General features: G+C 72.1%; 17 protein-coding genes. 11 read left to right on the forward strand and 6 right to left on the reverse strand.

Going from position 1 to position 21,562, the window contains the following annotated elements; translation table 11 throughout:
• Positions 1-324 precede the first annotated feature (324 nt).
• Together JIG36_RS23130 and JIG36_RS23135 are read left to right on the forward strand one after the other, a co-directional pair.
• Entirely contained in the window at positions 325-1,296 is a 972-nt protein-coding gene (locus JIG36_RS23130) for an ArsR/SmtB family transcription factor (protein ID WP_307872871.1), read from the forward strand.
• Positions 1,297-1,349: 53 nt separating this feature from the next.
• Complete coding sequence (locus JIG36_RS23135; protein WP_203378461.1) at positions 1,350-2,945, forward strand: SLC13 family permease; 1,596 nt, start codon at positions 1,350-1,352, stop codon at positions 2,943-2,945.
• Here the strand turns inward: JIG36_RS23135 and JIG36_RS23140 are convergent.
• On the reverse strand, positions 2,896-3,552 hold the full coding sequence (locus JIG36_RS23140) for a chemotaxis protein CheW (protein WP_203378462.1): 657 nt from the start codon (positions 3,550-3,552) through the stop codon (positions 2,896-2,898). The two genes, JIG36_RS23135 and JIG36_RS23140, sit on opposite strands and share 50 nt — an antisense overlap.
• An 83-nt stretch (positions 3,553-3,635) precedes the next feature.
• Between JIG36_RS23140 and JIG36_RS23145 the strand changes: the two genes are divergently transcribed.
• Positions 3,636-4,727 (forward strand): FAD-dependent monooxygenase, encoded by a 1,092-nt coding sequence (locus JIG36_RS23145; RefSeq protein ID WP_203378463.1) that lies wholly within the window; start codon positions 3,636-3,638, stop codon positions 4,725-4,727.
• Here the strand turns inward: JIG36_RS23145 and JIG36_RS23150 are convergent.
• The gene (locus JIG36_RS23150) at positions 4,663-7,404 is read right to left on the reverse strand and encodes an ATP-binding protein (RefSeq protein ID WP_203378464.1); all 2,742 of its coding nucleotides are present in this window, start codon (positions 7,402-7,404) and stop codon (positions 4,663-4,665) included. The two genes, JIG36_RS23145 and JIG36_RS23150, sit on opposite strands and share 65 nt — an antisense overlap.
• A gap of 50 nt (positions 7,405-7,454) precedes the next feature.
• Here JIG36_RS23150 and JIG36_RS23155 point away from each other — a divergent pair, with 50 nt between their 5' ends.
• The 5 genes from JIG36_RS23155 to JIG36_RS23175 all read left to right on the forward strand — a co-directional run bounded on the left by JIG36_RS23155 (position 7,455) and on the right by JIG36_RS23175 (position 11,831).
• Positions 7,455-7,841, forward strand: coding sequence for a PCC domain-containing protein (locus JIG36_RS23155; RefSeq protein WP_203378465.1), 387 nt, complete (start codon positions 7,455-7,457; stop codon positions 7,839-7,841).
• A complete protein-coding gene (locus JIG36_RS23160; protein WP_203378466.1) occupies positions 7,838-8,971 on the forward strand; it encodes an NACHT domain-containing protein in 1,134 nt (377 codons plus the stop codon). Before JIG36_RS23155 ends, JIG36_RS23160 begins: the two co-directional genes overlap by 4 nt.
• Positions 8,972-9,116: 145 nt before the next feature.
• Positions 9,117-10,274, forward strand: coding sequence for a methionine ABC transporter ATP-binding protein (locus JIG36_RS54150; RefSeq protein WP_307872872.1), 1,158 nt, complete (start codon positions 9,117-9,119; stop codon positions 10,272-10,274).
• Positions 10,271-10,927, forward strand: a complete 657-nt coding sequence (locus JIG36_RS23170) for a methionine ABC transporter permease (RefSeq protein WP_203378467.1) — start codon at positions 10,271-10,273, stop codon at positions 10,925-10,927. The genes JIG36_RS54150 and JIG36_RS23170 overlap by 4 nt, the downstream gene beginning before the upstream one ends.
• Before the next feature lie 85 nt (positions 10,928-11,012).
• A complete protein-coding gene (locus JIG36_RS23175) occupies positions 11,013-11,831 on the forward strand; it encodes a MetQ/NlpA family ABC transporter substrate-binding protein (RefSeq protein ID WP_203378468.1) in 819 nt (272 codons plus the stop codon).
• Here the strand turns inward: JIG36_RS23175 and JIG36_RS23180 are convergent.
• Complete coding sequence (locus JIG36_RS23180; RefSeq protein WP_438870749.1) at positions 11,828-12,412, reverse strand: hypothetical protein; 585 nt, start codon at positions 12,410-12,412, stop codon at positions 11,828-11,830. The two genes, JIG36_RS23175 and JIG36_RS23180, sit on opposite strands and share 4 nt — an antisense overlap.
• A gap of 503 nt (positions 12,413-12,915) precedes the next feature.
• Between JIG36_RS23180 and JIG36_RS23185 the strand changes: the two genes are divergently transcribed.
• Together JIG36_RS23185 and JIG36_RS23190 are read left to right on the forward strand one after the other, a co-directional pair.
• Positions 12,916-15,732 (forward strand): M14 family zinc carboxypeptidase, encoded by a 2,817-nt coding sequence (locus tag JIG36_RS23185; protein ID WP_307872873.1) that lies wholly within the window; start codon positions 12,916-12,918, stop codon positions 15,730-15,732.
• 175 nt (positions 15,733-15,907) lie between these two features.
• Positions 15,908-17,320, forward strand: a complete 1,413-nt coding sequence (locus JIG36_RS23190) for a serine hydrolase domain-containing protein (protein WP_236048097.1) — start codon at positions 15,908-15,910, stop codon at positions 17,318-17,320.
• Positions 17,321-17,490: 170 nt separating this feature from the next.
• On the opposite strand, the gene JIG36_RS23195 is transcribed toward JIG36_RS23190, so the two are convergent.
• Together JIG36_RS23195 and JIG36_RS23200 are read right to left on the reverse strand one after the other, a co-directional pair.
• Positions 17,491-17,898, reverse strand: a complete 408-nt coding sequence (locus JIG36_RS23195) for a hypothetical protein (RefSeq protein ID WP_203378469.1) — start codon at positions 17,896-17,898, stop codon at positions 17,491-17,493.
• A 26-nt stretch (positions 17,899-17,924) separates the two neighbouring features.
• Positions 17,925-19,349, reverse strand: a complete 1,425-nt coding sequence (locus JIG36_RS23200; RefSeq protein ID WP_203378470.1) for an MFS transporter — start codon at positions 19,347-19,349, stop codon at positions 17,925-17,927.
• Between the two features lie 92 nt (positions 19,350-19,441).
• On the opposite strand from JIG36_RS23200, the gene JIG36_RS53340 reads away from it, so the two are divergent.
• Positions 19,442-20,371: a M56 family metallopeptidase gene (locus JIG36_RS53340; protein WP_203378471.1), complete on the forward strand. Its 930-nt coding sequence runs from the start codon at positions 19,442-19,444 to the stop codon at positions 20,369-20,371.
• Between the two features lie 13 nt (positions 20,372-20,384).
• Here JIG36_RS53340 and JIG36_RS23210 read toward each other — a convergent pair whose 3' ends face one another.
• Positions 20,385-21,500: an endonuclease/exonuclease/phosphatase family protein gene (locus tag JIG36_RS23210; RefSeq protein ID WP_203378472.1), complete on the reverse strand. Its 1,116-nt coding sequence runs from the start codon at positions 21,498-21,500 to the stop codon at positions 20,385-20,387.
• Positions 21,501-21,562 lie beyond the last annotated feature (62 nt).

The raw sequence follows: 21,562 nt of genomic DNA on the forward strand, positions 1-21,562 counted from the left end.
TACTCCACCGTTCGGATGAACCCGGCCCCATCATTTCAGGGCTGCATTAAACGTCTTGTCGCCGCTCCCGCCCGGCGGCGATCGTCTTTTGGCCGGGTCGGCCACGAGCCGGGTCGACGCGAGTCCGTCCGTGTCGGATATGCCGTTATCGGGGGTGCATATCCGGACTGCTCGAATCGTGCCCGCCGCTCGTGGCGACGCCCGTCCTTCCGTGCGCCGAACGGGGCCGTACGGACATTTGTCGTGTCCTGATTGTTTCGGTGTCGCGCTCTCCGGATAGACTTCCGGCCGTGATTGCTTGCTAGGGGGCAACTGGGGGCCGACGTGTTGCGGATCCACTTCACGCCGGATGACATCGGCCGTGTTCGGATCGCGGGTGAGCCCGATCCGCTGTGGGAGACCATCTTCAGCGTGTGGCGCCTGCGCCGTCCCGGTCCCGAGCTGATCTATGGCCGCTGGCGCGGACACGCCATCAAGGCCAGCCGCCGCGACGACCTCGAGATGCTGTTGCCGCTGGTCCGGGGCGCGTACTACCCCGACTTCCTCACCCCGGCCGAGGGCTCGGCGGGTCTGTTGTCGGCCATCGAGGCGATCAAGTCGACCCCGGCCACCCGGCTGCGCGACGAGCTCGAGGAACTGGTCCGCCACGCCGGGCCCCAGCCGTCCTGGCTGGGTCAACTGGCCGACGGCGACACCGAGATCCTGGAGCGGCTGGCCGGCGCGCTGCAGTCGCAGTACGAGAGCGCGATCTCGCCGTTCTGGGGTGAGGCCCGCGCCCACATCGAGGCCGAGCGGTCGCGCCGCGCGCGGGTGCTGCTCGACCAGGGCGCGGAAGGGCTGCTCGACAGCTTCCGGCCGATGATGCGCTGGGAGCCGCCGGTGCTCGAGGTGGACACCCCGTTCGAGCAGACGCTGCGCCTCGACGGGCGGGGGTTGTTGCTCGTGCCGTCCTACCTGTCGTGGGGGACGCCGGACACGCTGCGCGACACCACGCTGCCGCCGGTGCTGGTCTATCCGATCGAGCACGACCTCACGCTGCGCCCGGGGGTGCGTCCGGCCGAGGGCGCGTCGCTGGCCGCGCTGATCGGCCGCACCCGCACCTCGCTGCTCGAATCGCTGGGCGACGGCCGGACGACCTCCGAGCTGGCTCGCCGCGTCGGGGTGAGCGCGGCGTCGGTCAGCCAGCACACGGCCGTTCTGCGCGAGGCCAAGCTCATCCACACGAGCCGGGCCGGCAAGGCCGTCGTGCACACCCTGACCCCTCTGGGAGAGGCGCTTCTGGGCGATTTGCCCTGACGCCCCTTACCATCGAGTGATGTAGATCACTCGATCAAGGGGGCGAGACCGCCATGACCGACGCACCCGCCAAGACCGATGTCGAGAAACGCCTGCTCGGTGGCGCTACCTACCGCAGTCTGGGCGAGCAGCAACTGTCCCCGGCCGAGGAGCGTTTCGAGAAGGGCCGCCGTACGGCCGGACTCTTCCTCGCCCCGGCCGTCACGATCATCTTCCTGGCTCTCCCGCTCAGCATCCCGGCCGGTCAGCAGGTCCTCGGCGCAGTGCTGCTGGGCGTGATCGTCCTGTGGGTCACCGAGGCGGTGCCGATCCCGGTCGGCGGCCTGATCGGTGTCGCGCTGATCGTCGTCTTCGGGGTGGCCGAGGCGACCGACGTGCTCGCGCCGTTCGGCTCGTCCACGGTGTTCACCTTCATCGGCGCCTTCATCCTGGCCCAGGCGATGCTCAAGCACGGCCTGGCCCGCCGGTTCGCGTTCCGCATCCTGTCGCTGCCCGGTGTCGGCCGTTCGACCGCGCGCGTCATCATCGCGTTCGGCGTGGTCACGTGCGCGCTCTCGGCGTTCGTGTCGAACACGGCCACGGTCGCCATGCTGCTGCCCACGGCGCTCGGCATCCTCTCCGTCATCGCGAAGCTGCTGCAGGACCGGGGGCTGGTCGAGCCCGGCTTCGACCCCACCCGGCTGCGGGTGGGTGCGGCGCTCATGCTGATGCTGGCGTACGGGGCCTCGGTCGGTGGTCTGCTCACGCCGGTGGGTTCCCCGCCCAACCTGATCGGCCGCGGCCTGATCGAGGAGGCGACCGGCGAGCGCATCTCGTTCGCGCAGTGGATGGGCATGGCCGCCCCGGTCTGCCTGCTCATGTTCGTGGTCCTCGCGGTCGTCCTGCTGCTGCTCAACAAGCCGGAGATCCGCCGTATCGAGGGCGTCGAGGAGTACGTGGCGGCCGAGCGGGCGAGCCTGGGCCGGTTCTCCGCGGCCGAGCGCAACACGCTCATCGCGTTCCTGGTCACGGTCAGCCTCTGGATCTTCCCGGGCGTCGTGGCGGTGGTCGCCGGCACCGAGTCCGCCGTCTACGACACGGTCAGTGCCCGGCTCAACGAGGGCATCGTGGCCGTGCTCGGCGCGTCCCTGCTGTTCCTGCTGCCGACCTCGTGGGAGCGGCGCGAGTTCACCCTGAACTGGAGCGACGCCGCGCGCATCGACTGGGGGACGATCGTGCTGTTCGGCACGGGCATCATCTTCGGGTCGCTGCTGGCCGACACCGGCCTGGCCGAGACGATCGGCACGTCGAGCGCGGACGCCCTCGGGCTCGGCGGGACGTTCGCGATCACGGCGTTCGCGGTGGTGCTGGCGATCGTCGTCTCGGAGACGACCAGCAACACGGCCTCGGCGGCCGTGGTCGTGCCGATCATCATCCCGATCGCGGTCGCGGCCGGGATCAACCCGCTGGTGCCGGCGCTGGCGGCCACCTTCGCGGCGTCGTTCGGCTTCATGTTGCCGGTCTCGACGCCCCAGAACGCGGTGGTCTACGGCTCCGGCGTCGTCCCTATCACGACGATGATCCGATCCGGGGTGTCCTTCGACGTGCTCGGTGCGATCATCATCCTGCTCCTGCTGCCGTTGATGGTCGCGGCGGTGGGCCTGGGCTGACGCCGAGGTCCGGCGCGGTCGGCTCCTGACCGTCGGACTCGGGGAGGGCGGTCGGCTCCTGACCGTCGGACTCGGGGAGGGCGGTCGGCTCCTGACCGTCGGACTCGGGGGCGGCGGCTGGCCCCTGGCCGCCGGACGGGGACAGGCTCTCGGCCCGGGCGGCCAGGTCGACCCGGGGCAGCAGGCGGCCGTCCGGGTCGGCGCCGATCTGCACGAGCGGGCTCTCGTCGAGCCGCCCGGGCGCGCCGGGCCCGGTGGTGTCCTGCTGCCACACCGAGTCCTCGATCGCGCCGAGCGAGTCCACCACGTACCCGATGTGGTTGCCCGCGTGCTCGACCAGCAGCACCCGGCTGGTGGCCGGGTCGGTCGCGGGCGGGCGGCCGACCCGCCGGTTGAGGCAGACCAGGGAGACGACGCTGCGGCGGTGGGTGAAGAGCCCGAGCACACCGTCGGTGGCGCCGGCCAACGGTGAGACGTCCGGCGGATACGCCAGGATATCGGCGATCTGGGTGAGCGGCGTGGCCACCTCGGCGTCGGCCCGGTAGGTGCGAGAAGACCTGTCGGCCGGGTCGCCCGCGATCTGAACGCCGGGCCGGCGGTCGGCCATCCGACAGGCCCGGGCGTCGGCTCGTTGACAGGGCGTCAACAGGGTCGGCGGGATGCTGGGCCCTTCCGGGGGAGGGACTGACGATGGCCGGCGATCGGGTGCTCGTGGTGGGCGGGGGGATCTCGGGGCTCGCGCTCGGGCGGGCGCTGCGGCGGCGGGGTGTGCCGTTCACGCTGGTCGAGAGGCACGAGCGCGCCGCCGACGCCGGGCTGGCGATCAACCTTCCGGGCAACGCCGTACGGGCGGTGGCCGCGCTCGGCCTGCGGGAGGAGCTCGAGAAGGCGGGCCGGCCCACCCGGCGCCGTGAATACCGGTCGGCGCGGGGGCGGCTGCTGTTCGCCGTCGACGAGGACGCCTTCTGGGGCCCGGACGCGCGGCCCCGGTGCGTACGCCGCGCGGATCTGCTGGCCCTGCTCGAGGACGGCACCGAGGTGAGCTTCCGGACGGTCGAGAACGTACGGGCGGACGGCACGGTCACCTTCGAGGGCGGCGAACAGGAGACGTACGGGATGGTCGTGGGCGCCGACGGTGTGCGGTCGGCCGTGCGCGCCGCGCTGTTTCCGGGCGCGGGCACCAGGGCGGCGCTGCTGAGCCGGGCCAGTTGGCGGTTCATGGCCCCCAACCCGGGCGTCGGCTGCTTCACCGTCTGGTCGGGCGGGGCGGGCGCCTTCCTGATGATCCCGGTCGACGGCGACCAGGTGTACGTGTTCGCGTCGGCCACGGGCGGCGGCCCGGTCGCACCCGATCCGGCGTGGCTGCGCGCGGCGTTCGGGGACTATCCGGATCCCGTACGGGCGGTGCTCGACACGCCCTCGGAACCGCACCATTCACCGATCGAGGAGGTGCGGCTCGACCGGTGGGCCGACGGGCGCTGTGTGCTCATCGGGGACGCCGCCCACGCCACGGCGCCGGTCTGGGCGCAGGGGGCCGCGCTCGGCATGGAGGACGCGGTCGTGCTGGCCGGGCTGCTGGCCGAGGGGGACTGGGACACGGTCGGGACGCGTTTCGAGGCCCGGCGCCGCGAGCGGGTCGCGCATGTCCAGGCCGTGACCGACCGGTTCACCAAGGTGGCCGCGATGCCGATCCGGCTGCGCAACGCGGTGCTGCCGGTCATGGGTCCGATCTCGTACCGGGGGGCGTTCGGTCCGCTGCGAGACGGATCAGTTTCTGGCTGACCGCGGCGCCGTCCGGGTGCTGCAGGTCGTTGAACAGGGCCAGCGCCTCGCGCCAGGCCGGGGCCGGGTCTCGGCCCAGGGCGGCCAGGGAGTCGCCCATGCGGTCGAGGGTGGCGGCGTGCTCGAAGACGTCGGGCATCTCGCAGTAGAGGTGGCGGGCACGCTCGTAGCAGCTCAGGGCCTGGGCGAACCGGCCCGCGCGGTGGTGGATCAGGCCGAGGCTGTCGCTGGCGGCCGCGATGCCGCTGACGTCGTCGAGGGCCTCGAACTCGGCCAGGGCCGAGGCGCAGAAGGACAGGGCGGGGTCGAGCCGGCCGAGCACGGCGTTCCACCAGCCGACCTCGTTGAGCGTGACCGCCACCGCCCGCCGGTTGCCCGACTCACGGGCCGCGGCCAGGGCCAGCCGGGCGCTCTCCAACGCCGAGGGCGCCTGGTCGACCAGACCGAAGAGCCAGGCCTGCAACGTCCGCAACCGGTAGATCCGCCACGGCCCGGCGGCCAGCGGGACCGCCCGTTCGACCTGGCGCAGCGCCTCGTCGGGCCGGTTCAGCCAGCCCAGCGCGCGGGCCACCGCGATCAGCGACTCGGCCACCTCGTCCTCGTCGTCGCGCTGCTCGGCCGCGGCCAGGGCGACCAGCTGGGCCTCGTGGTGCTCCGGCCACCGGCCCTGCCGGATCTGGTCGGCCGAGGTCATCCGCGGGATCTGCACGGCGTGCCGCAGCCGCCCGAGCTGCAGGCCGCGTTCGGCGACGGCGGCCAGGTTCAGCGCCTCGTCGCGCAGCCAGGCGCTCGCCGCGGCGTCGCCGGCCGGGGTGAGGACCACGGCGCCGGGTGCGGGCGGTTCGCCGTCGGTCACGTGGGAGTACGGCCCGACCAGGCGATCGGCCGCGGCCGCGGAGTGCAGGTAGTGGTCGAACAGCCGGGTCGTGGCCTCGGGGTCCTCGCCGTCGTCGACCTCGGCCGCGTACGCGCGCAGCAGCGCGTGCATCGTGAACCGGCCCGGCGCGGGGGAGCTGATCAGGTGGGCCGCCGCCAGATCGGCCACCGGTGCCTCCGGTTCGCCGATGAGGCTGGCCGCGGCCGCGGGTGTGAAGTCGGGCCCGGGATGGCGGGACAGCAGCCGGAACAGCCGGGCCGCCCGCTCCGGCAGGCGGTGGTAGGACCAGGCGAACGTGGCGCGCGGGTCGGTCGCGCCGTCGCCGGTCGCGATCGCGTCGAGCCGGCGGCCCTCCTCGCGCAGCTGGTCGGCCAGGGCGGACAGCGGCACCTCGGCCGCCTGGGCGGCGACGATGCTCAGGGCCAGCGGGAGCCCGTCGCAGAGCCGGATCACCTCGTCGGCCTCGGGCGGCGGGTCGTAGCCGAGCCGGGCCGCCAGCAGCTCGCGGGCGGCCGGAGCGTCGAGGAGGCCGAGGGTCAGGGCGGCGGCGCCGGGCGCGACGGCCAGCCCGTTGAGGCGGGTGCGGCTGGTCACCACGGTCAGGCACGAGTCGGTGCCGGGCAGCAGCGCGCGCACCTGGTCGTCGTCGGCCGGGTCCTCCAGCACGATCAGCATGCGGCGCCCGGCCGCGAGGCTGCGGAACAGCCCGCCCAGCTCGGTCTCGCCCGCGGGCAACCGGTCGGGCGGCACCCCGAGCGCGACCAGGAACCCGCGCAGCACGTCGGCCGGGCGGCGGCGGCTCGGCCGGCGACCACGACGACCGAGCAGGTCGGCGTGCAGCTGCCCGTGCGGATAGTCGCCGGCGACCGAGCGGGCCCAGTGCACGGCCAGGGTGCTCTTTCCCACGCCCGCGGTGCCATAGAGCAGAACCAGGGGAGCGCGGGGTCCGGCCGGGTCGGTCAGCTCGGCCAGGCGGGCCATTTCCCCCGTACGCCCGGCGAAGTGGGCCGTGACGGCGGGCAGCTGGTGCGGGACCGTGGCGTCGGGGGAGTCACCGCCGGGAACACCGAGGAGCGGATCCCGTACGCGGATCCGGTCGGCCAGCGATCGGGTGGGCGCCCCCGGTCCGGCTCGCGCGGCCAGCCGCTCGTACGTCTCAATCGCCGTTCCGTAGTCACCCGCGAGGTAGACGGCGTGCATGAGCAGGCGGACCGCCCGTTCGTCCTCCGGGTTCTCGGCCACCAGCCGTTCCGCGTCGGCCAGGGCCCCGTCGACGTCGTCGCAGCGTAGCCGGGCCTCGCCCAGCCGGGTCTCGGCCTCACGGCGTTCGCGTTCCAGCCGCCGCCGGATCCCGGCCGCCCAGTCGCCCGGCACACCCTCCAGGGCCGGGCCGTGCCACAGCTGCAGACCCTGTCGGAGCCGTTCCCGCGCGGCCGCCCAGTCACCCCGCGCGACCAGCTGCCGGGCATCGTCGGCCGCGGCCCGGAAACGGTGGACGTCCACCTTGTCGGGTGGCACCTCGAGCCGATAGACGCCGCCCTGACCCTGCCGGGGGAGCGTGAACCCGTGCCGGCGCAGCGCCAGGCGCAGGTCACCGACGTAACCGCGGCGCGTCTCGGGGTTGCGGGCCTCGGCACCCCACAGCGCATTGTCGAGGAATGTCTCGGTGACCGGGCGGGCCTCGGCCAGCAGCAGCGCGGCCAGCACACAGTGCACCTTGGGCAGCTCGGCGTGGCGTCCCAGATGCACGCGGGCGTCTCCGTCGTAGAGGCCGACCGGGCCGAGCAGCCGGAAATCCATGCCTCCATGTTCCCCGTGGGATTCCCCGTTACGACAGTCAATGTGCCGACATGGACATCGAAAGCGACGGCAGCCGGATCTTCGTGCGGGTCGACCGGGGCGAGGACGTGGTGGCGACCGTGCGGCTGGCCGTGGAGCGGCTGGACCTGTCGGCCGCGGTGGTCACCTCGGGTGTCGGGATGGTGCAGGCGGCCGAGCTGGGGTCGGCCGCGGGCGGCGGGAAGCGGTCGTTCCCGGGTCTGCTCGACCTCAGCTCGCTCTCGGGCAGCGTGCTCCGGCGGCACGGCACGCAGGTCGCCCGCCTGCAGGCCGTGCTCAACGACGCCCGCAACCGTACGGTCGGCGGCCGCCTGATCGCGGCGCGCTGCCACGGCGTGGTCGGCGTGCTGCTGGCCGCGGTGGACCTGTCCATGGATGTCAGCGAGCCGCCCCGGTGAGCCCGCCGTTTCTCCCGGCCGTGCTGCGCAGGCTGAGCCCGCCGTTCCTTCCGGCCGTGCTGCGCCGGCTTAGCCCGCCGTTTCTCCCGGCCGTGCCGCGCCCGTTTAGCCCGCCGTTCCTTCCGCCCGCCCTGCGTCTGCTGCGTCCGCGCGAGCCGATCGAACAGCAGCTCAGTTTTGGCGAGGCGATCTGGACCTCCCGGGAGTACGCGGACAAGGCCGCGGGACTGCTGGCCGTGACCGGCACCTGGCGGGCCGTCGTCTACGGCGCTCCCGGCAGCGGCAAGTCGGTGTTCGCCGCGATGGCCGCGCAGGGTCTGGCCGGCGACGGCGCCGAGGTGGTGCCGCTGGTGTTCTCGCTCAGCACCCGGCGGCACCCGGACGACCTGTCGGCCTGGCTCAACCGCCGCCTGCCGCAGGCCTATCCCGAGCTGCGGCACGTATCGGCGGCGGGGCCCGGCGGCCGGGTGGCCCGCCTGGTGCGCAGCGGGCGCTACCTGTTCGTGCTGGACGGGCTGGACGAGATGCCGCGGCGGATGCGGCGCTGGGCCCTGGAAGAGGTCGGGCTGCTGTTCGGCCCGGACGACCCGGTCGTGCTGCTCACCGCGGACGCCGGCCTGGACAACCCGCTGCCGCTGGCCGGCGCGCAGCACATCGGCATCGAACCGGCGCCGCCGGGCGCGGTCGCCGACTACCTCGACGCGCTGGGCCGCTTCGAACGGCCCAACCTGGCCGGGGCCACCGCCGGTTTCGACACCCTGGCCAAAATAGTACGCAGCGACCCCGGTGGTCCGGTGGCGGCGCTGCTGTCGCGCCCGCTCGACCTGTCGCTGACCGTCCAGGCGATGAGCCGCGGGCTGCTCTGGCCCTCCGACCTGGCCGACTGCCTGCTGGTGGGTGGCCTGGCCGGCGCCCGCGAGGTGCTGCTCGCGCTGGAGGTGGCCGGGGTGGTGGGCCGCCGCTGGGACTCCCGGCGGCTGGGCCGGTTGGCCCGGCGCATGCGCGAGGCCGGGGTCCCGCCCTCGCGCGGCCTGGAATCGCTGGTCGACGCCGGGCTGCTGCGACGTGAGGGTCGTCTCTACCTGTTCCGTCACGCCGAAATCGGCGACTTCGTAGCTACCCTGGTCTGAGCTCCGCCGGTCAGGTCCGTTCCCGGTGACGGTCATTACAGCGGGTGGAGCTCGCCACCCCGGGCAGGCTAACGTGTCGATGTCTTTCAAACCTATGGGCTTTATGGGTTTTAACGGCTCGACGACGACGGTGTCAGGGTGCTGAGTGATTGAGATCAAGGGGCTCCGGAAGACCTACCGGGCCAAGGGGCGGCGCGACCGGGAGGTCGTCGCGGTCGACGGTGTCGATCTCACCGTCGGCGAGGGCGACGTGTTCGGCGTGCTCGGGCGTAGCGGGGCCGGCAAGAGCACGCTGCTGCGCTGCGTCAACATGCTGGAGCGGCCCGACGAGGGTTCGGTCTCGGTCGGCGGCGTGGAACTCACCGCGCTCAACCGGCGGCGGCTGCGGCTCGCCCGCCACGGAATCGGGATGATCCACCAGCACTTCGCGCTCCTGTCATCCCGTACGGTGGCCGGGAATGTCGCCTTTGCCCTGGAAGTCACGGGAGTGTCGCGGGCCGAGCGCCGCACCCGGGTGGCCGAACTGCTCGAACTCGTCGGGCTCGACGGGCGCGCCGACGCCTACCCGAGCCAGCTCTCCGGTGGGCAGAAGCAGCGCGTCGGCATCGCCCGCGCCCTCGCCGCCCGGCCGAAGGTGCTGCTGTCCGACGAGGCCACCTCGGCCCTCGACCCCGAGACGACCGACTCCATCCTGCGGCTGCTGCTCGACCTCAACCGGCGGCTCGGCCTCACGGTTCTGCTGATCACCCACGAGATGACGGTGGTCAAGCGGATCTGCCGGTCGGCCGCCGTGATGCGCGACGGGCGGTTCGTCGAGTCCGGCGCGGTCGCCGACCTGCTGCACCAGCCCGGCTCCGAGCTCGCCCGCGACCTGTTCCCGCTCGACGCTCCGGTGTCGGTGCCCGGCCAGACGGTCGTCGACGTCACGGTGGGTGGTGAGGACGCCGACGTGCCCCTGCTATCCGAGGTCTCCCGGCGGCTCGACATCGACGTCCAGGTGCTGGCCGGCTCGGTCGAGACGCTGGCCGCGGGGCGGGCCGGGCGCTGGCGGCTCGCCTTGCCGGGCGACGGCGCCGCCGCCATCCACTACCTGCGCTCGCGGGGCGCTTCCGTCAGCACGCCCCCCGTCGACTCGCTTTCGGCCGGCTCGCCTGCCGCTGGCTCGTTCTCGGCCGGCTCGCCTGCCGCCGGCTCGTTCTCGGCCGGATCGCCTGCCGCTGGCTCGTTCTCGGCCGGATCGCCTGCCGCCGGCTCGTTCTCAGCCGGCTCGCCGGCCGTCAGCACGCCCGAGGAGCCGTCGTGACCTGGTCCGAACTGTCCGAGCTGCTGGCCGTCGGACTGCGTGAGACGGCCTGGATGGTCGGGGTCTCCACGGTGCTGACCGCGGTCGGTGGCCTGTTGCTGGGCGTGCTGCTCGTGCTGACCGCGCCCGGCGGACTGCTGGCGGCGCCGGTCGTGTCGTCGGTGCTCGGCTTTGTCGTGAACGTGGCCCGCTCGCTGCCGTTCATCATCCTGCTGGTCGCCGTCATCCCGTTCACCCGGGCCGTGGTCGGCACCACCATCGGCACCGACGCCGCGATCGTTCCCCTGACCATCGGGGCGATCCCGTTCTTCGCCCGCATCGTCGAGGCCGCGCTGCGTGAGGTCCCGCCCGACGTGGTCGCCGCGGCCACCGCGATGGGCGCCACCCGCAGCCAGATCGTCGGCAAGGTGCTGCTGCGCGAGGCCCGCCCCGGCCTCGTCGCGGGCCTGACCATCACCGTGATCGCGCTGGTCGGCTATTCGGCCATGGCCGGTGTGGTCGGCGGCGGCGGTCTCGGTGACCTGGCCATCCGGTACGGCTACCAGCGCTTCGAGACCGAGGTCATGGTGGCCACGGTCGTGGCGCTCATCGCGTTCGTCCAACTCGTCCAGATGGCGGGCGACCTCCTTGTCCGCCGGCTGTCCCACAAGTAGCCCTCGGCTGCTTCCTTCAGTAGCCCTCGGCTACTCCCTTCAGTAGCCCTCGGCTACTCCCTTCAGTAAGAAGAAAGGTCCGACCATGCGCCGCTCACTCGCCGCAGTCGTCACGTCCGCCGCCCTCCTCCTGGGGATCGCGGCGTGCGGTGGCAATGACAGCGAGGCCGCATCCTCCAGCGACACGCTGAAGGTCGGGGTCAGCCCCGTGCCGCACGGTGAAATCCTCAAGTACGTCGCCGACAACCTGGCCTCGGCCGAGGGGCTGAAGCTCGACATCGTCGAGTTCAACGACTACATCCAGCCCAACGTCGCCCTGCAGGAGAAGCAGCTCGACGCCAACTACTTCCAGCACATCCCCTACCTCGACGAGGAAGTGGCGGCCAAGGGCTACAAGTTCACCGCCCTGAAGCCGGTGCACATCGAGCCGCTCGGCGTCTATTCGAAGACGGTCAAAAACCTCGCCGATGTGCCCAGCGGTGGCGTGGTCGGCATCCCGAACGACCCGTCCAACTCGGGCCGCGCGCTCAGCCTGCTCGCCGCCAACGGGCTGCTCACGCTGAAGGACGGCGTCGGGGTCAAGGCCACCGAGAAGGACATCACGGCCAACCCGAAGAATCTGAAGTTCAAGGCCCTGGAGGCGGCCCAGCTGCCGCGCAGCCTCGAGGACACGGCCCTCTCGGTGATCAACGGCAACTACGCGATCGAGACCGGGCTCAAGCCGGCCACCGACGCGCTCGCCTTGGAGAAGGGCGAAGACAACCCGTACGCGAACCTGGTCGTGGTCCGAACCGGCGACGAGACCGACGAGCGGGTCGTGAAGCTGGAGAAGCTGCTGCACTCCGACGAGGTCAAGAAGTTCATCACGGACAAGTACCAGGGGTCGGTGCTGCCCGCTTTCTAGAACGGACCGGGACCTGGGCCGGGGCCGTTGTGGTGGCCGAACAGGGCGTCGAAGATGACCATGCCGCCCAGCGCACCCGCCCCGGCCCCGAGCGCGGTCTTCCACCACGGCCGCGAGTAATAGCCGGCCGGGGCGCGCGAGTCGCCCGGGAAGTAGTACGGCGTCTGCGGACCGGCCTGGGGCGCGGCCTGATAGGTCTGCCCCTGGACGGTTACAGACCCGGGCGCGGTGATCTCGGGGCCCGGGTCGAGGCCCATCGCGGTGCGGGCCGTACGCACATAGGCCAGCCCTTCCAGAGCCGTCTCGCGGGCCAGCCCGAACTGCACCACGGTGTCCGCCCGGTCGAGCTGGCCGCCCGCCGCGTGGTAGCGCTCGGCCGCGTCGGCCAGAGCCTGCCGGGCGGCCGGGTCGTCGCTCTGCAACGTCATCAGCTGGCCGCCCAGCCGTTCGTACCAGCGCTGGGCCTCGGCCCGAGCGTCGGCCAGGGCCTGATCCGGGCGTACGCCGGTGGGCCCGCGCAGCCCGGCCATCAGGGCAAGCGCCCCGGCGCCGAGCATCAGCACCAGCAGAAGAAGTGTCATGGCCCGACGTTAGGGTCGCGTCCTGTGGCCCGCTCCGCCGTGAGCTGTGTCCCCGCTTGGAACCCCGCCGCCATCTGTGCGCGGTGCGCTCACCTTGGGGCGCTCGTCTTTATGCGGTGTGCTCACGACCGCGTGTCGCTTGTTTGTGCGCGGTGCGCGCGCAGTTTGGGGCGCTCGTCTGTGTGCGGAGTGCTCACCATGGCGTGTTGTTCGTTTGTGCGCGGTGCGCTCACGACCGTGCGCTGTTCGTTTGTGCGCGGTGCGCTCACGACCGTGCGCTGTTCGTCTTGCGCGGTGCGTTCACCTTCGCGCGCCGCACCTGTGCGCGGTGCGCTCACCTTGGGGAGCTGGCCTTGCGCGGGGCGCTCACGATCGCGGGCGCTCACCTTTGCGCGGTGCCCAATCTTTTCGTGGCCGTTCTTTTGCGGCGCTTGGTGGGATGACCTGAACGGTATGGGCCGGAATCGTTGCGGGTCGGGTCGACCGTACGGTGCACTGTGGACGTGATCCGACTTGGTGCGGCTCTGCTTGCCGCGAGCCTGATCGTCTCGCCCGCCCTGGCCTCTCCCGCTGTCGCCGCGCCGGGATCGCCGTCACCGGCCGCCGCGCCGGGATCGGCCGCCGGGCCGGGATCATCGTCGCGGGCCGCCGCGCCGGGATCGCCGGCATCGGCCGCGGGGGCGGGGTCGACTCGGGAGTTCGGGAACGGGCCGGAGCGCAACGAGGTCGCCGCCTCCGCGCCTGCGGCGTCGCTTGCTGCGTTGCCGGGGGCGCCGGCCTGGAAGCCGTCGTGGCGGGGCTATCCGCGACAGCACGAGCTGCGCGTCTACCCGGAGAACCCGGAAGACCGCGCGATCAAGCTGGGCCTCGTCCCGTACCACGGAATTGCCCCGAAGTTGAACGCTCTGCAGGCGGCCTCGAAGCGGGTCTCGGCCGAAGTCGTCGGCAGCTCGGCGCTGGGCCGCGACCTCTATCTGGTCACCGTGACCGCGCCCGAGACGGCTGCCGAGTCGGCCCGGCAGGACCGCTGGCGCGCGCTCATCGAGGACAACCCGCGGGCGGCGGCCAAGGACCGGGAACTCGCGCGCGGCTACAAGACGCCGGTGTGGATCAACGCGAACATCCACGGCGACGAGTGGGAGGGCACCGACGGCGCGCTGCGGGTCATCGAGCGGCTCGCCACGGCCGGTGACGCTGCCACGGCCGCGTTCCTCCGGCGTACGCGGGTGTTTGTGACCGTCACCAACAACCCCGACGGGCGGATCGCGGGCACCCGGGCGAACGGCGCCGGGTTCGACATCAACCGTGACCACGCCACGAGTTCGCAGCCGGAGTCACGGGCCGTACGGGATGTACTGATCGCGACGCAGCCCCTGGTCATGCTGGACGAGCACGGTTACACCGGGACCACGCTGATCGAACCGGCGACGCCGCCGCACGGGCAGAACTACGAGTACGACCTCTACATCAAGCATGCGCTGCCCAACGCGCTCGGCATGGAGGCGGCGATCCAGCGGCTCGGGCACGCCGAGACGCAGCACGCCGACATCCCGTTCCGCGACTACGCGCCGGGTGACTGGGACGACTGGCCGCCGATCTTCACGCCGATGTACGCGATGTACCACGGCGCGATCGGGCACACCGTCGAGATCCCGCTGCGGGTCAACCGGGGTGACTACACCTCGTTGCCGGTCGAGGAACTGCGGCGACGCTCCGGAATCAACACCGATGTCGTTTCCGCGACGATCGAGGCGACCCTGACGTACGCCGACACGCACCGCTCGGCTCTGCTGGCCGACCAGATCGAGCAGTTCCGGCGGGGCTGGGCCGGGGAGCCGGCGGTCACCGTGCCGGACGGGTACGTCGACGGCTACGGCCCCGAGGACCGCTACTCTACGTTCTTCCCACGGGCGTACGTGATCCCGGCCGGCACCCCCGCCGCGGCCCGCCTCGTTGATCACCTGGTCGCCCACGACGTCCGGGTGGAACGTGCCCGCCATGCGTTTGCGCTGAACGGCCGGCGGTACGACGCCGGCACCTATCTGGTCGACATGCATCAGCCGAAGCGGGGACTGGCCAACGTCCTGCTCGAGGCCGGGCGCGACATTTCGGACCTGGTCCCGCAGATGTACGACATCAGTGGGTGGAGTCACGGCCTTCTGTGGGGCGCGCGGGTGGACATCAGCCGGTACGCTGCCCCTCGCGTGTCTTCCGCGCCGGTGGCCGCCGCCACGGCCACCGGCGCGGTCACCACGGGTAAGGGCCGAGACCTGGCCCTCACGCTCCGCGACGGCGCGGATGTGCAGGCCGTGAACGCGCTCCTCGACCTCGGCGTGAAGCCCACGTTCGCCGGCGCCTCGACCGTGATCGTCCCCGCCTCGGCGCGCCCGCATGCTCTCCAGGTGGCGGACCAGTTCGGTGTCACCTTCACCGCCGCCCCGCGCGCTGCCGGTCCGCCCACCGGCAGCGCTCCCGCCGCGAGCGCCGCTGTCGCTGATGGGCGTGGCGCGGGTGCGGCTGCCGTCGGTGGATCCGCCGAGGGTGGTGCTGGCGCTCTCGCACCGGGCGCGCCGGTCGCGGGTGGCGCTGTTGCTGATGGGCGTGGCGTGGGTGGCGTTGGCGCTCTTGCACCCAGCGCGCCCGTCGCGGGTGCCGGGCGTGCTTTCGCGGCGGGCGTGCCTGTCGCCAAGCCTGTGCTGGCCGCGGCCGTCGCCGCCGATGAGCTGTTCGTGTTGCGCGAGATGGGCTTCGACGTCCGTACGGTCTCGACCGCCACCCTCAACGCGGGCGCCTCACTGTCGGGGGTCGACACGCTGGTGGTGTCGTCGGGCCTGAACTACGCCCAGCTGAACGCGACCGGTAAGGCCACCATCGACGCGTTCCTGGCGGGCGGCGGTGGCGTCGTGACCCGAGGTGCGACCGGCGCGGCCTTCAACACCGCGACCGGCCTGCTGAACGCGACCGCGGTCGCCGGGCGCGGCGACGCCAACGGTGTCGTCGCCGTCAGCAACACCGGCCCGGTCGTCGGCGCGGGTTCGCTGCCGCACTCGTTCGTCTACTCGCCGCTGTGGTTCACCGGCACCAGCTTCACGGTCGAACAGCGTTACGCCGCGACGTCGCCCCTCGTGGCCGGGCACTGGCTGCCGTCGGCTCCCGGCGTCGGCGGTCCGGCGCAGGCCGCGGGCCAGGCGTCGGTGGTCTCCGGCACCACCGCCACCGGCGGCCGCGCGGTCCTGTTCGGCACCGAACCGCTGTTCCGGGCCCACCCCAAGGGCCTGTACGCCCAGTTCGCCCGCGCCCTGTTCTGGACCTCCGCCTGACCGCCACCACGCCCGGCTCGCTCCTCGTGGCCGGCACTTCGCAGCGCAACCGCCGTGATCCGGCCGGGCGGCACCCGGCAAGTCTGAGCCTGACCTGCGCGATCTGGCCGTCGCGGGAGCCTGCGTCGGCGTTAATCGGGAGCATGGGCGGGGGAGTGATCAGTAGGGTGCCGGGATGCGTTCCCTGCTGCCTCGGTCCTCGCCGGTTGCGTCCGGAGTCAGCTCACGGGCGGTCGCGGCCGTGCTCGACCGGCTCGAAGCGGCATCGGTCGAGTGCCACTCGATCATGGTCGTGCGCCACGGTCACGTCGTCGCTGAGGGTTGGTGGGCGCCCTATTCCGCCGTACGGCCGCACCTGCTCTATTCGCTGACGAAATCGTTCACGTCGGTGGCGGTGGGACTGGCGGTCGGCGACGGGCTGCTCTCGCCGGACGACCGGGTGGTCGACGTCCTGCCCGACCACGTTCCGGCCGGCCTGCCGGAGCAGGGCCGCGACATCACCGTTCACCACCTGCTGTCGATGACGGCCGGGCACGACACCGACAGCCTCGCCGAGGCCTGGCAGCGGGAACCGGACGACCTCGTACGGGGCTTCCTGCGCGTGCCTTTTCCGTACGCCGTGGGAACGCGGCACGCCTACGACAACGCGACCACCTACGTCCTGGCCCGGATGGTCGAACGGGTCACCGGCCGTGGCCTGCCGGAACTGCTCAACGAGCGCCTGTTCCGGCCGATGGGCATCGACCACGCCGAGTGGGACCGGGTGGCGAGCGGGGCCGCGTTCGGGTTCCACGGGCTGCACCTGACGACCGAGGCCGTGGCCGCCTTCGGGGAACTGCTGCTGCGTGAGGGCCGCTGGGGCGACCGCCAACTGGTCGCACCCGAGTGGGTGCGGCTCGCGACCCGCCGGCACATCGGCACCGGGCCCGCGGAGGTCAGCGGCGGCGATCCCGAATGGCTCCACGGGTACGGCTACCAGATCTGGATGTCGCGGCACGGCTACTTCGGCAGCGGCGCCTTCGGTCAGCTCTGCATCGTCGTCCCCGAGCACGATCTGGTCACCGCGTTCACCTGCGCCGCGACTCAGGAGCAGCCGATTTTCGACGCGCTGTGGGAGTGCCTGCTGCCCAGCCTCGACCAACCCGCGAGCGCGCGCGACGACGAGCTGCTCGCCGACCGGCTGCGTCAACTGTCGTTACCGCCGGTGCCGGGCACGGCCGACCGGCGCGCCGTCGAAGCGGAACTCGACGCCGAGGCCACTGTGCTGCCCGGCGGAACCACGGTGACCGTCGACCCGGTGGACGGCGGCTGGACGCTGCGCCTCGGGCCGTCGCTCACCATCGAGGCCGGTCACGGCGAATGGCGGGAAGGCGCCCCGCTCGGCCGCCCGGTCGTCGCTTCCGGCGCCTGGCAGGGTGACACGTTCGTCGCCGACATCTGTGTCATCACGACGCCCCACCGCGTCCGGCTGACCGTCGGCGCCACCACCCGGACCGCCGTGGCGACGTGGAACATCGAGCCGCTGACCAAGCCCGACCTGACGCTGCATCTGCGCGCGCCGCTGATGACCCGCCCCGACGTGGCGTAGACCCGCGCTCCCGCCGCCGCGCCAGCCGGCCTCGCCGTGCCCGGCCGCTTCGTGAGGCCGCGCGCCCACGCCGCCGCGCCAGCCGGCCTCGCCGCGCACTGCCGTTTCGCGAGGCCGCGCGCCCACGCCGCTTCGCCAGCCGGGCCTGCCGCCTCCCTGGCCGAGCGTTTTCACGGCCGCAGCACTCCCGTAAGCGGGTCGTACGGCAGGTCGCGGTGCTGGCGGGGCTTTCCGGTGATTCCGCGTACGTCGGTGGTCAGCCGGCCCGCCACGACGTCGTCGGAGGTGGTGACCGTGCGCCACAGGTCGTCGTCGCGCAGGATCAGCACCGCGCCGGTGAAGTCGCCGGTGGGCGAGACGATCGAGTAGCGCGGCCCGGCCGGCGGCGTGATGTCGAGGCCGCCGTCGGTGCGGATCGTGGTGGTGACGACCAAGTTCTCCTCGGCGTCGCGGATCGGGGCGGGCTGCCCGGCCCGGTACGGCCTGCGGCCGCTGCCCTGCACGTCCTGACCGTTGTAGAACGTGCGGCCCTGCTTGTCGACCCAGAAGTGCGGCACGGTCGCCTTGGCCGCGCCCATCGTGGGGCGTCGACCATCTGAGCTCCCTACGAGGTCGCGGGGGCAGCGGTTTCCGCGGCAGTGTATCGCTTGCTCAGTCGCTTGTAAGGGCGGCTGCGCAGGGCGATCGCGGTGGCGATCAGGCCGATCACGCCGGTGATCATGAACACCAGGGCCAGGCCGCGGGCGGCGCCGGTGCCGAACCACGACCCGATCAGGCGGGCGCCGGCGCCGTCGGTCATGAACGGGATGAACACGAACTGTGCGATCGGCGAGATGAGGAACGCGGTGAGCGGCGACGCGGCCTGCTCGACGGACTGCGCGAAACCGAACACGCGGCCCTGACGTTCGTACGGGACGACTTTCTGCAGGATCGTCTGCTCGGCCGCCTCCGCGTAGGGCACCACGAGCATGTACAGATAGAGGCCGACGGTCAGCCAGACGATCGATTCGCGCAACGGGAACAGCAGCGTGACGGTCCAGCACACGATGTTGACCATCAGCAGGAGCCAGACCGGGTTCTTTCCCAGCCCCGTACGGGAAATGAGCAGTCCCCCGACGATGAAACCGGTGCTCAGGGCGCCCCAGAGCAGACCCCAGCCCTGCACGGACATCATCGAGAGCCCGTACGCGTCCAGGAGCGCCATGAACACTCCGCCCAGCAGATTGTTGAACGCCGAGAAGATGATCAGGGCGGTCAGGCCGGGGACCTGCTTGATGACGCTGATCGTGCCGCGCAGATCGACCTTGCCGACCGGAGCCGTCTCCGGCCCACCCGCCGCCAACTCGCTCGCCGTCGGTCCGTCGCCGGCCGCCGCCTCCACCTTGGCCGGCATGGCGGGCGCGGCCGCCGCTTCCGAGGCGCGCCCGGCGGGCACCCGCACCAGGCCGAGGTGCACGATCGACAGCGCCAGCACGACGACCCCCGCCACCAGCACCCAGAGCATGCCGCCGAGCGCGACCAGCAGACCGCTGATCACCGAGGTGACCAGGAACGACACGCCCGACGCGGTGCCCACCAGGCCGTTGGCGCGGTCGCGTGTGTCCTCCTCGATCAGCACGGTGACCATGGTCTGCAGCGCGATCATCCGGATGTTGCCGGCGATCACCCCGGCCATGAGCAGCACGATCAGGACCCAGAGGCGCACGCTCGCCGGATCACGGAACTCCTCGCGCGGCGTGAGCTGATAGAGCACGAGAGCGATGACGTACGTGGTCAGGGACACGCCCGCCGAGACCTGCATCATCGTCTTCTTGGGGTGATGGTCGACCAGGCTGCCGAACCAGATGCCGGTCAGCGCCGTCATCACCAGGAAGATGCCCGAGATGACGCCGGTCGCGAACACCGACCGCGTCTCCAGGTAGGTGTAGAACGTGATCGCGAACCAGACCGTGAAGTTGGTGACCGACACGAGCAGCGCGTTCGCCAGCAGCTGGTAGAAGACGCGGACGTGTCCTTGGATGGCGACCATGGTCCCCACGGTATGACCTGAAGCACCCTTCAGGTCCAGGACCTGGGCGGTGTAAGACTGTGGTGCCCGGCTGGCAGGCTTGAGGAGGCCACATGTTCGACCACTTCGTGGTCTCCGTCGTGGTTTGTCCGGTGCTGGTTGCCCTGGCGGTGCGCTGGCTGTCCGACCGGCTGCGCCCCGAGCAGGCCGTGACCGTCCTGGTCATCTCGATCGTCACCGCCGCCGCGGCCGGCCTGGTCAGCCTGGGTGCGTTCGCGGTGAAGGCGGTCGCCGAGCTGCACCCGGTCGCCGTCCGGCTCGGGTTCTCCGACGCGGTCGTGCGCGCCGACACCGAACGCGAGCCGTGGGTGTCGGCGCTCTCGGCCGTCCTGCTGGTGGCCGCGCTGGCCGGCATGGCCCGGGTCTGGTGGCAGCACCGACGCGAGCTGGTGGTCGCCGCCGAGTTCCGCGGCCTTCCGGTCGACGCCGACCGGGTCACCATGATCGACGACGTACGGGCGGAGGCGTTCGCGGTCCCCGGCGCGCCCGGCCGCGTGGTGGTGACCACCGGCATGCGCTCGGCCCTGACCGACCAGCAGTACGGCGCGTTGCTGGCCCACGAACGCGCCCACCTCGACTCGCGTCACCACCACCTGGTGCTGTTCGCCCGCTTGGCCGCGGCCGCCAACCCGGTCTTCCGGTGGCTGACCCGCCGCATCGAATACCTGGTGGAACGGGCCGCCGACGAGCGGGCGGCCGAGCAGGTGGGTGACCGCCGGGTGGTGGCCCGCGCGATCGGCGCCGCCGCCCTGCGCGCATCCGACACCCGGCTCGGCCTGTCGATGGCCCCCGCCGGCTGGGACCTGCGCAGCGCCGGCGTGGTGCCGCGCCGCGTGGCGTCGCTGCTGGCCCCGCCCTATGCGGCCCGGTTGCTGGCTCTGATCGTCCTGCCGCTCGCGGTGGCCGCCGGTTCGGTCGTCTGGACCGGCGAGTGCGTCGCCGACCTGGGCGAACTCCTGTACGCCGCGGGCCTGCTGCACTGACAGCGCGCTTCGCTCAGTCGAGGGCGATGTCGGCGTAGATGGCCGCGTGGTCGGACCCGGCGTGCACGGCCGCGGTCATCGTGTCGTAGATCGGCCACAGCCGGCCGCGCCGACCGCCCCACACCCCGCGCCGATGGATGCCGCCCCCGGTCGCGCGTTCGAACAGCCCCGGGGACAGCAGCACGTAGTCGAGCTTGTTGCGAGCAGTGCAGTACCCGTACGTGCCGGGCCGGCCGTTGTCGTCGAACGCCGGATGCTCCGAGATGTCGCGCAGGTCGGTGCCGGACAGCAGCGGCGCCAGGGGAGCGCTGTCGGGCGTGTCGTTCAGGTCGCCCACCACGGCCACCAGGGCGGTTCCGGCCACGACGAGGTCACGGTAGATCGTGGCGACCCGGGCCGCTTGACGCTCCCGGATGGCGTCGGAGGCGACCTTCCCGCCGTACCCCTTGGACTTGAAGTGGTTGACCAGCACCGCGACACGCGCGCCGGCGGGGGAGCGGAAGTGGTATTCGGCGCAGTCCCGGCTGAACACGCGGCCGCGAGCGTCGGTGTCGTCGACGTGGCTGACCTGTCCGACCAGCGGATAGGCGGCCGTGGACAGCACGCCCACGTCGATGCCGCGCTCGTCGTTGCCGTCGACCACCATCACGTGCGGATAGCGCGGGCGGCCGTCCGCACCGACCAGTCCCGCGTCCGAGAACCGCTTGAGCGCGAACCGGTTCTCGGCCTCGACCACCCCGACGATGTCCGCGCGAACATCGTCGAGCACCCGGGCCGTGTTCACGAGCGCCAGCTCCTGCACGCGATCGGTGGTCAGCTCGACCCAGCCGATCCAGTCCGCTCGTCCCTGCGCGACAACGTGCACTTTCCCGTCCCGCGAGCGGCGCAACAACCGTCCGCGGTTCTGACGCAAACGCGCAAAACGCGCAGTGTCACCGTTGCGCAGACCCAGACGGCCAAGTTCGCGCAGGATGTCGTGCTTGATGCTGTCCGTATAGACGGGTTCTTCGAGCAGCGTCGACGCCGCCTGAAACGCTTCGAGCACCGGACGCCCGGCCGACCATGTCCGCTGGTCGAGCGCCCGCGCACGGTTGAAGAGGTTCTCGACGTTGTACGACGCGACCCGCATGTACCGCACCCACCTGCGCGCGTTCGACCCCGCAGGGTCCATGAGCGGCCCGAACACGTTTC

Origin of the sequence: Paractinoplanes ovalisporus, assembly GCF_016834655.1 — a bacterium.
Taxonomy (GTDB): Bacteria; Actinomycetota; Actinomycetes; order Mycobacteriales; family Micromonosporaceae; genus Actinoplanes; species Actinoplanes ovalisporus.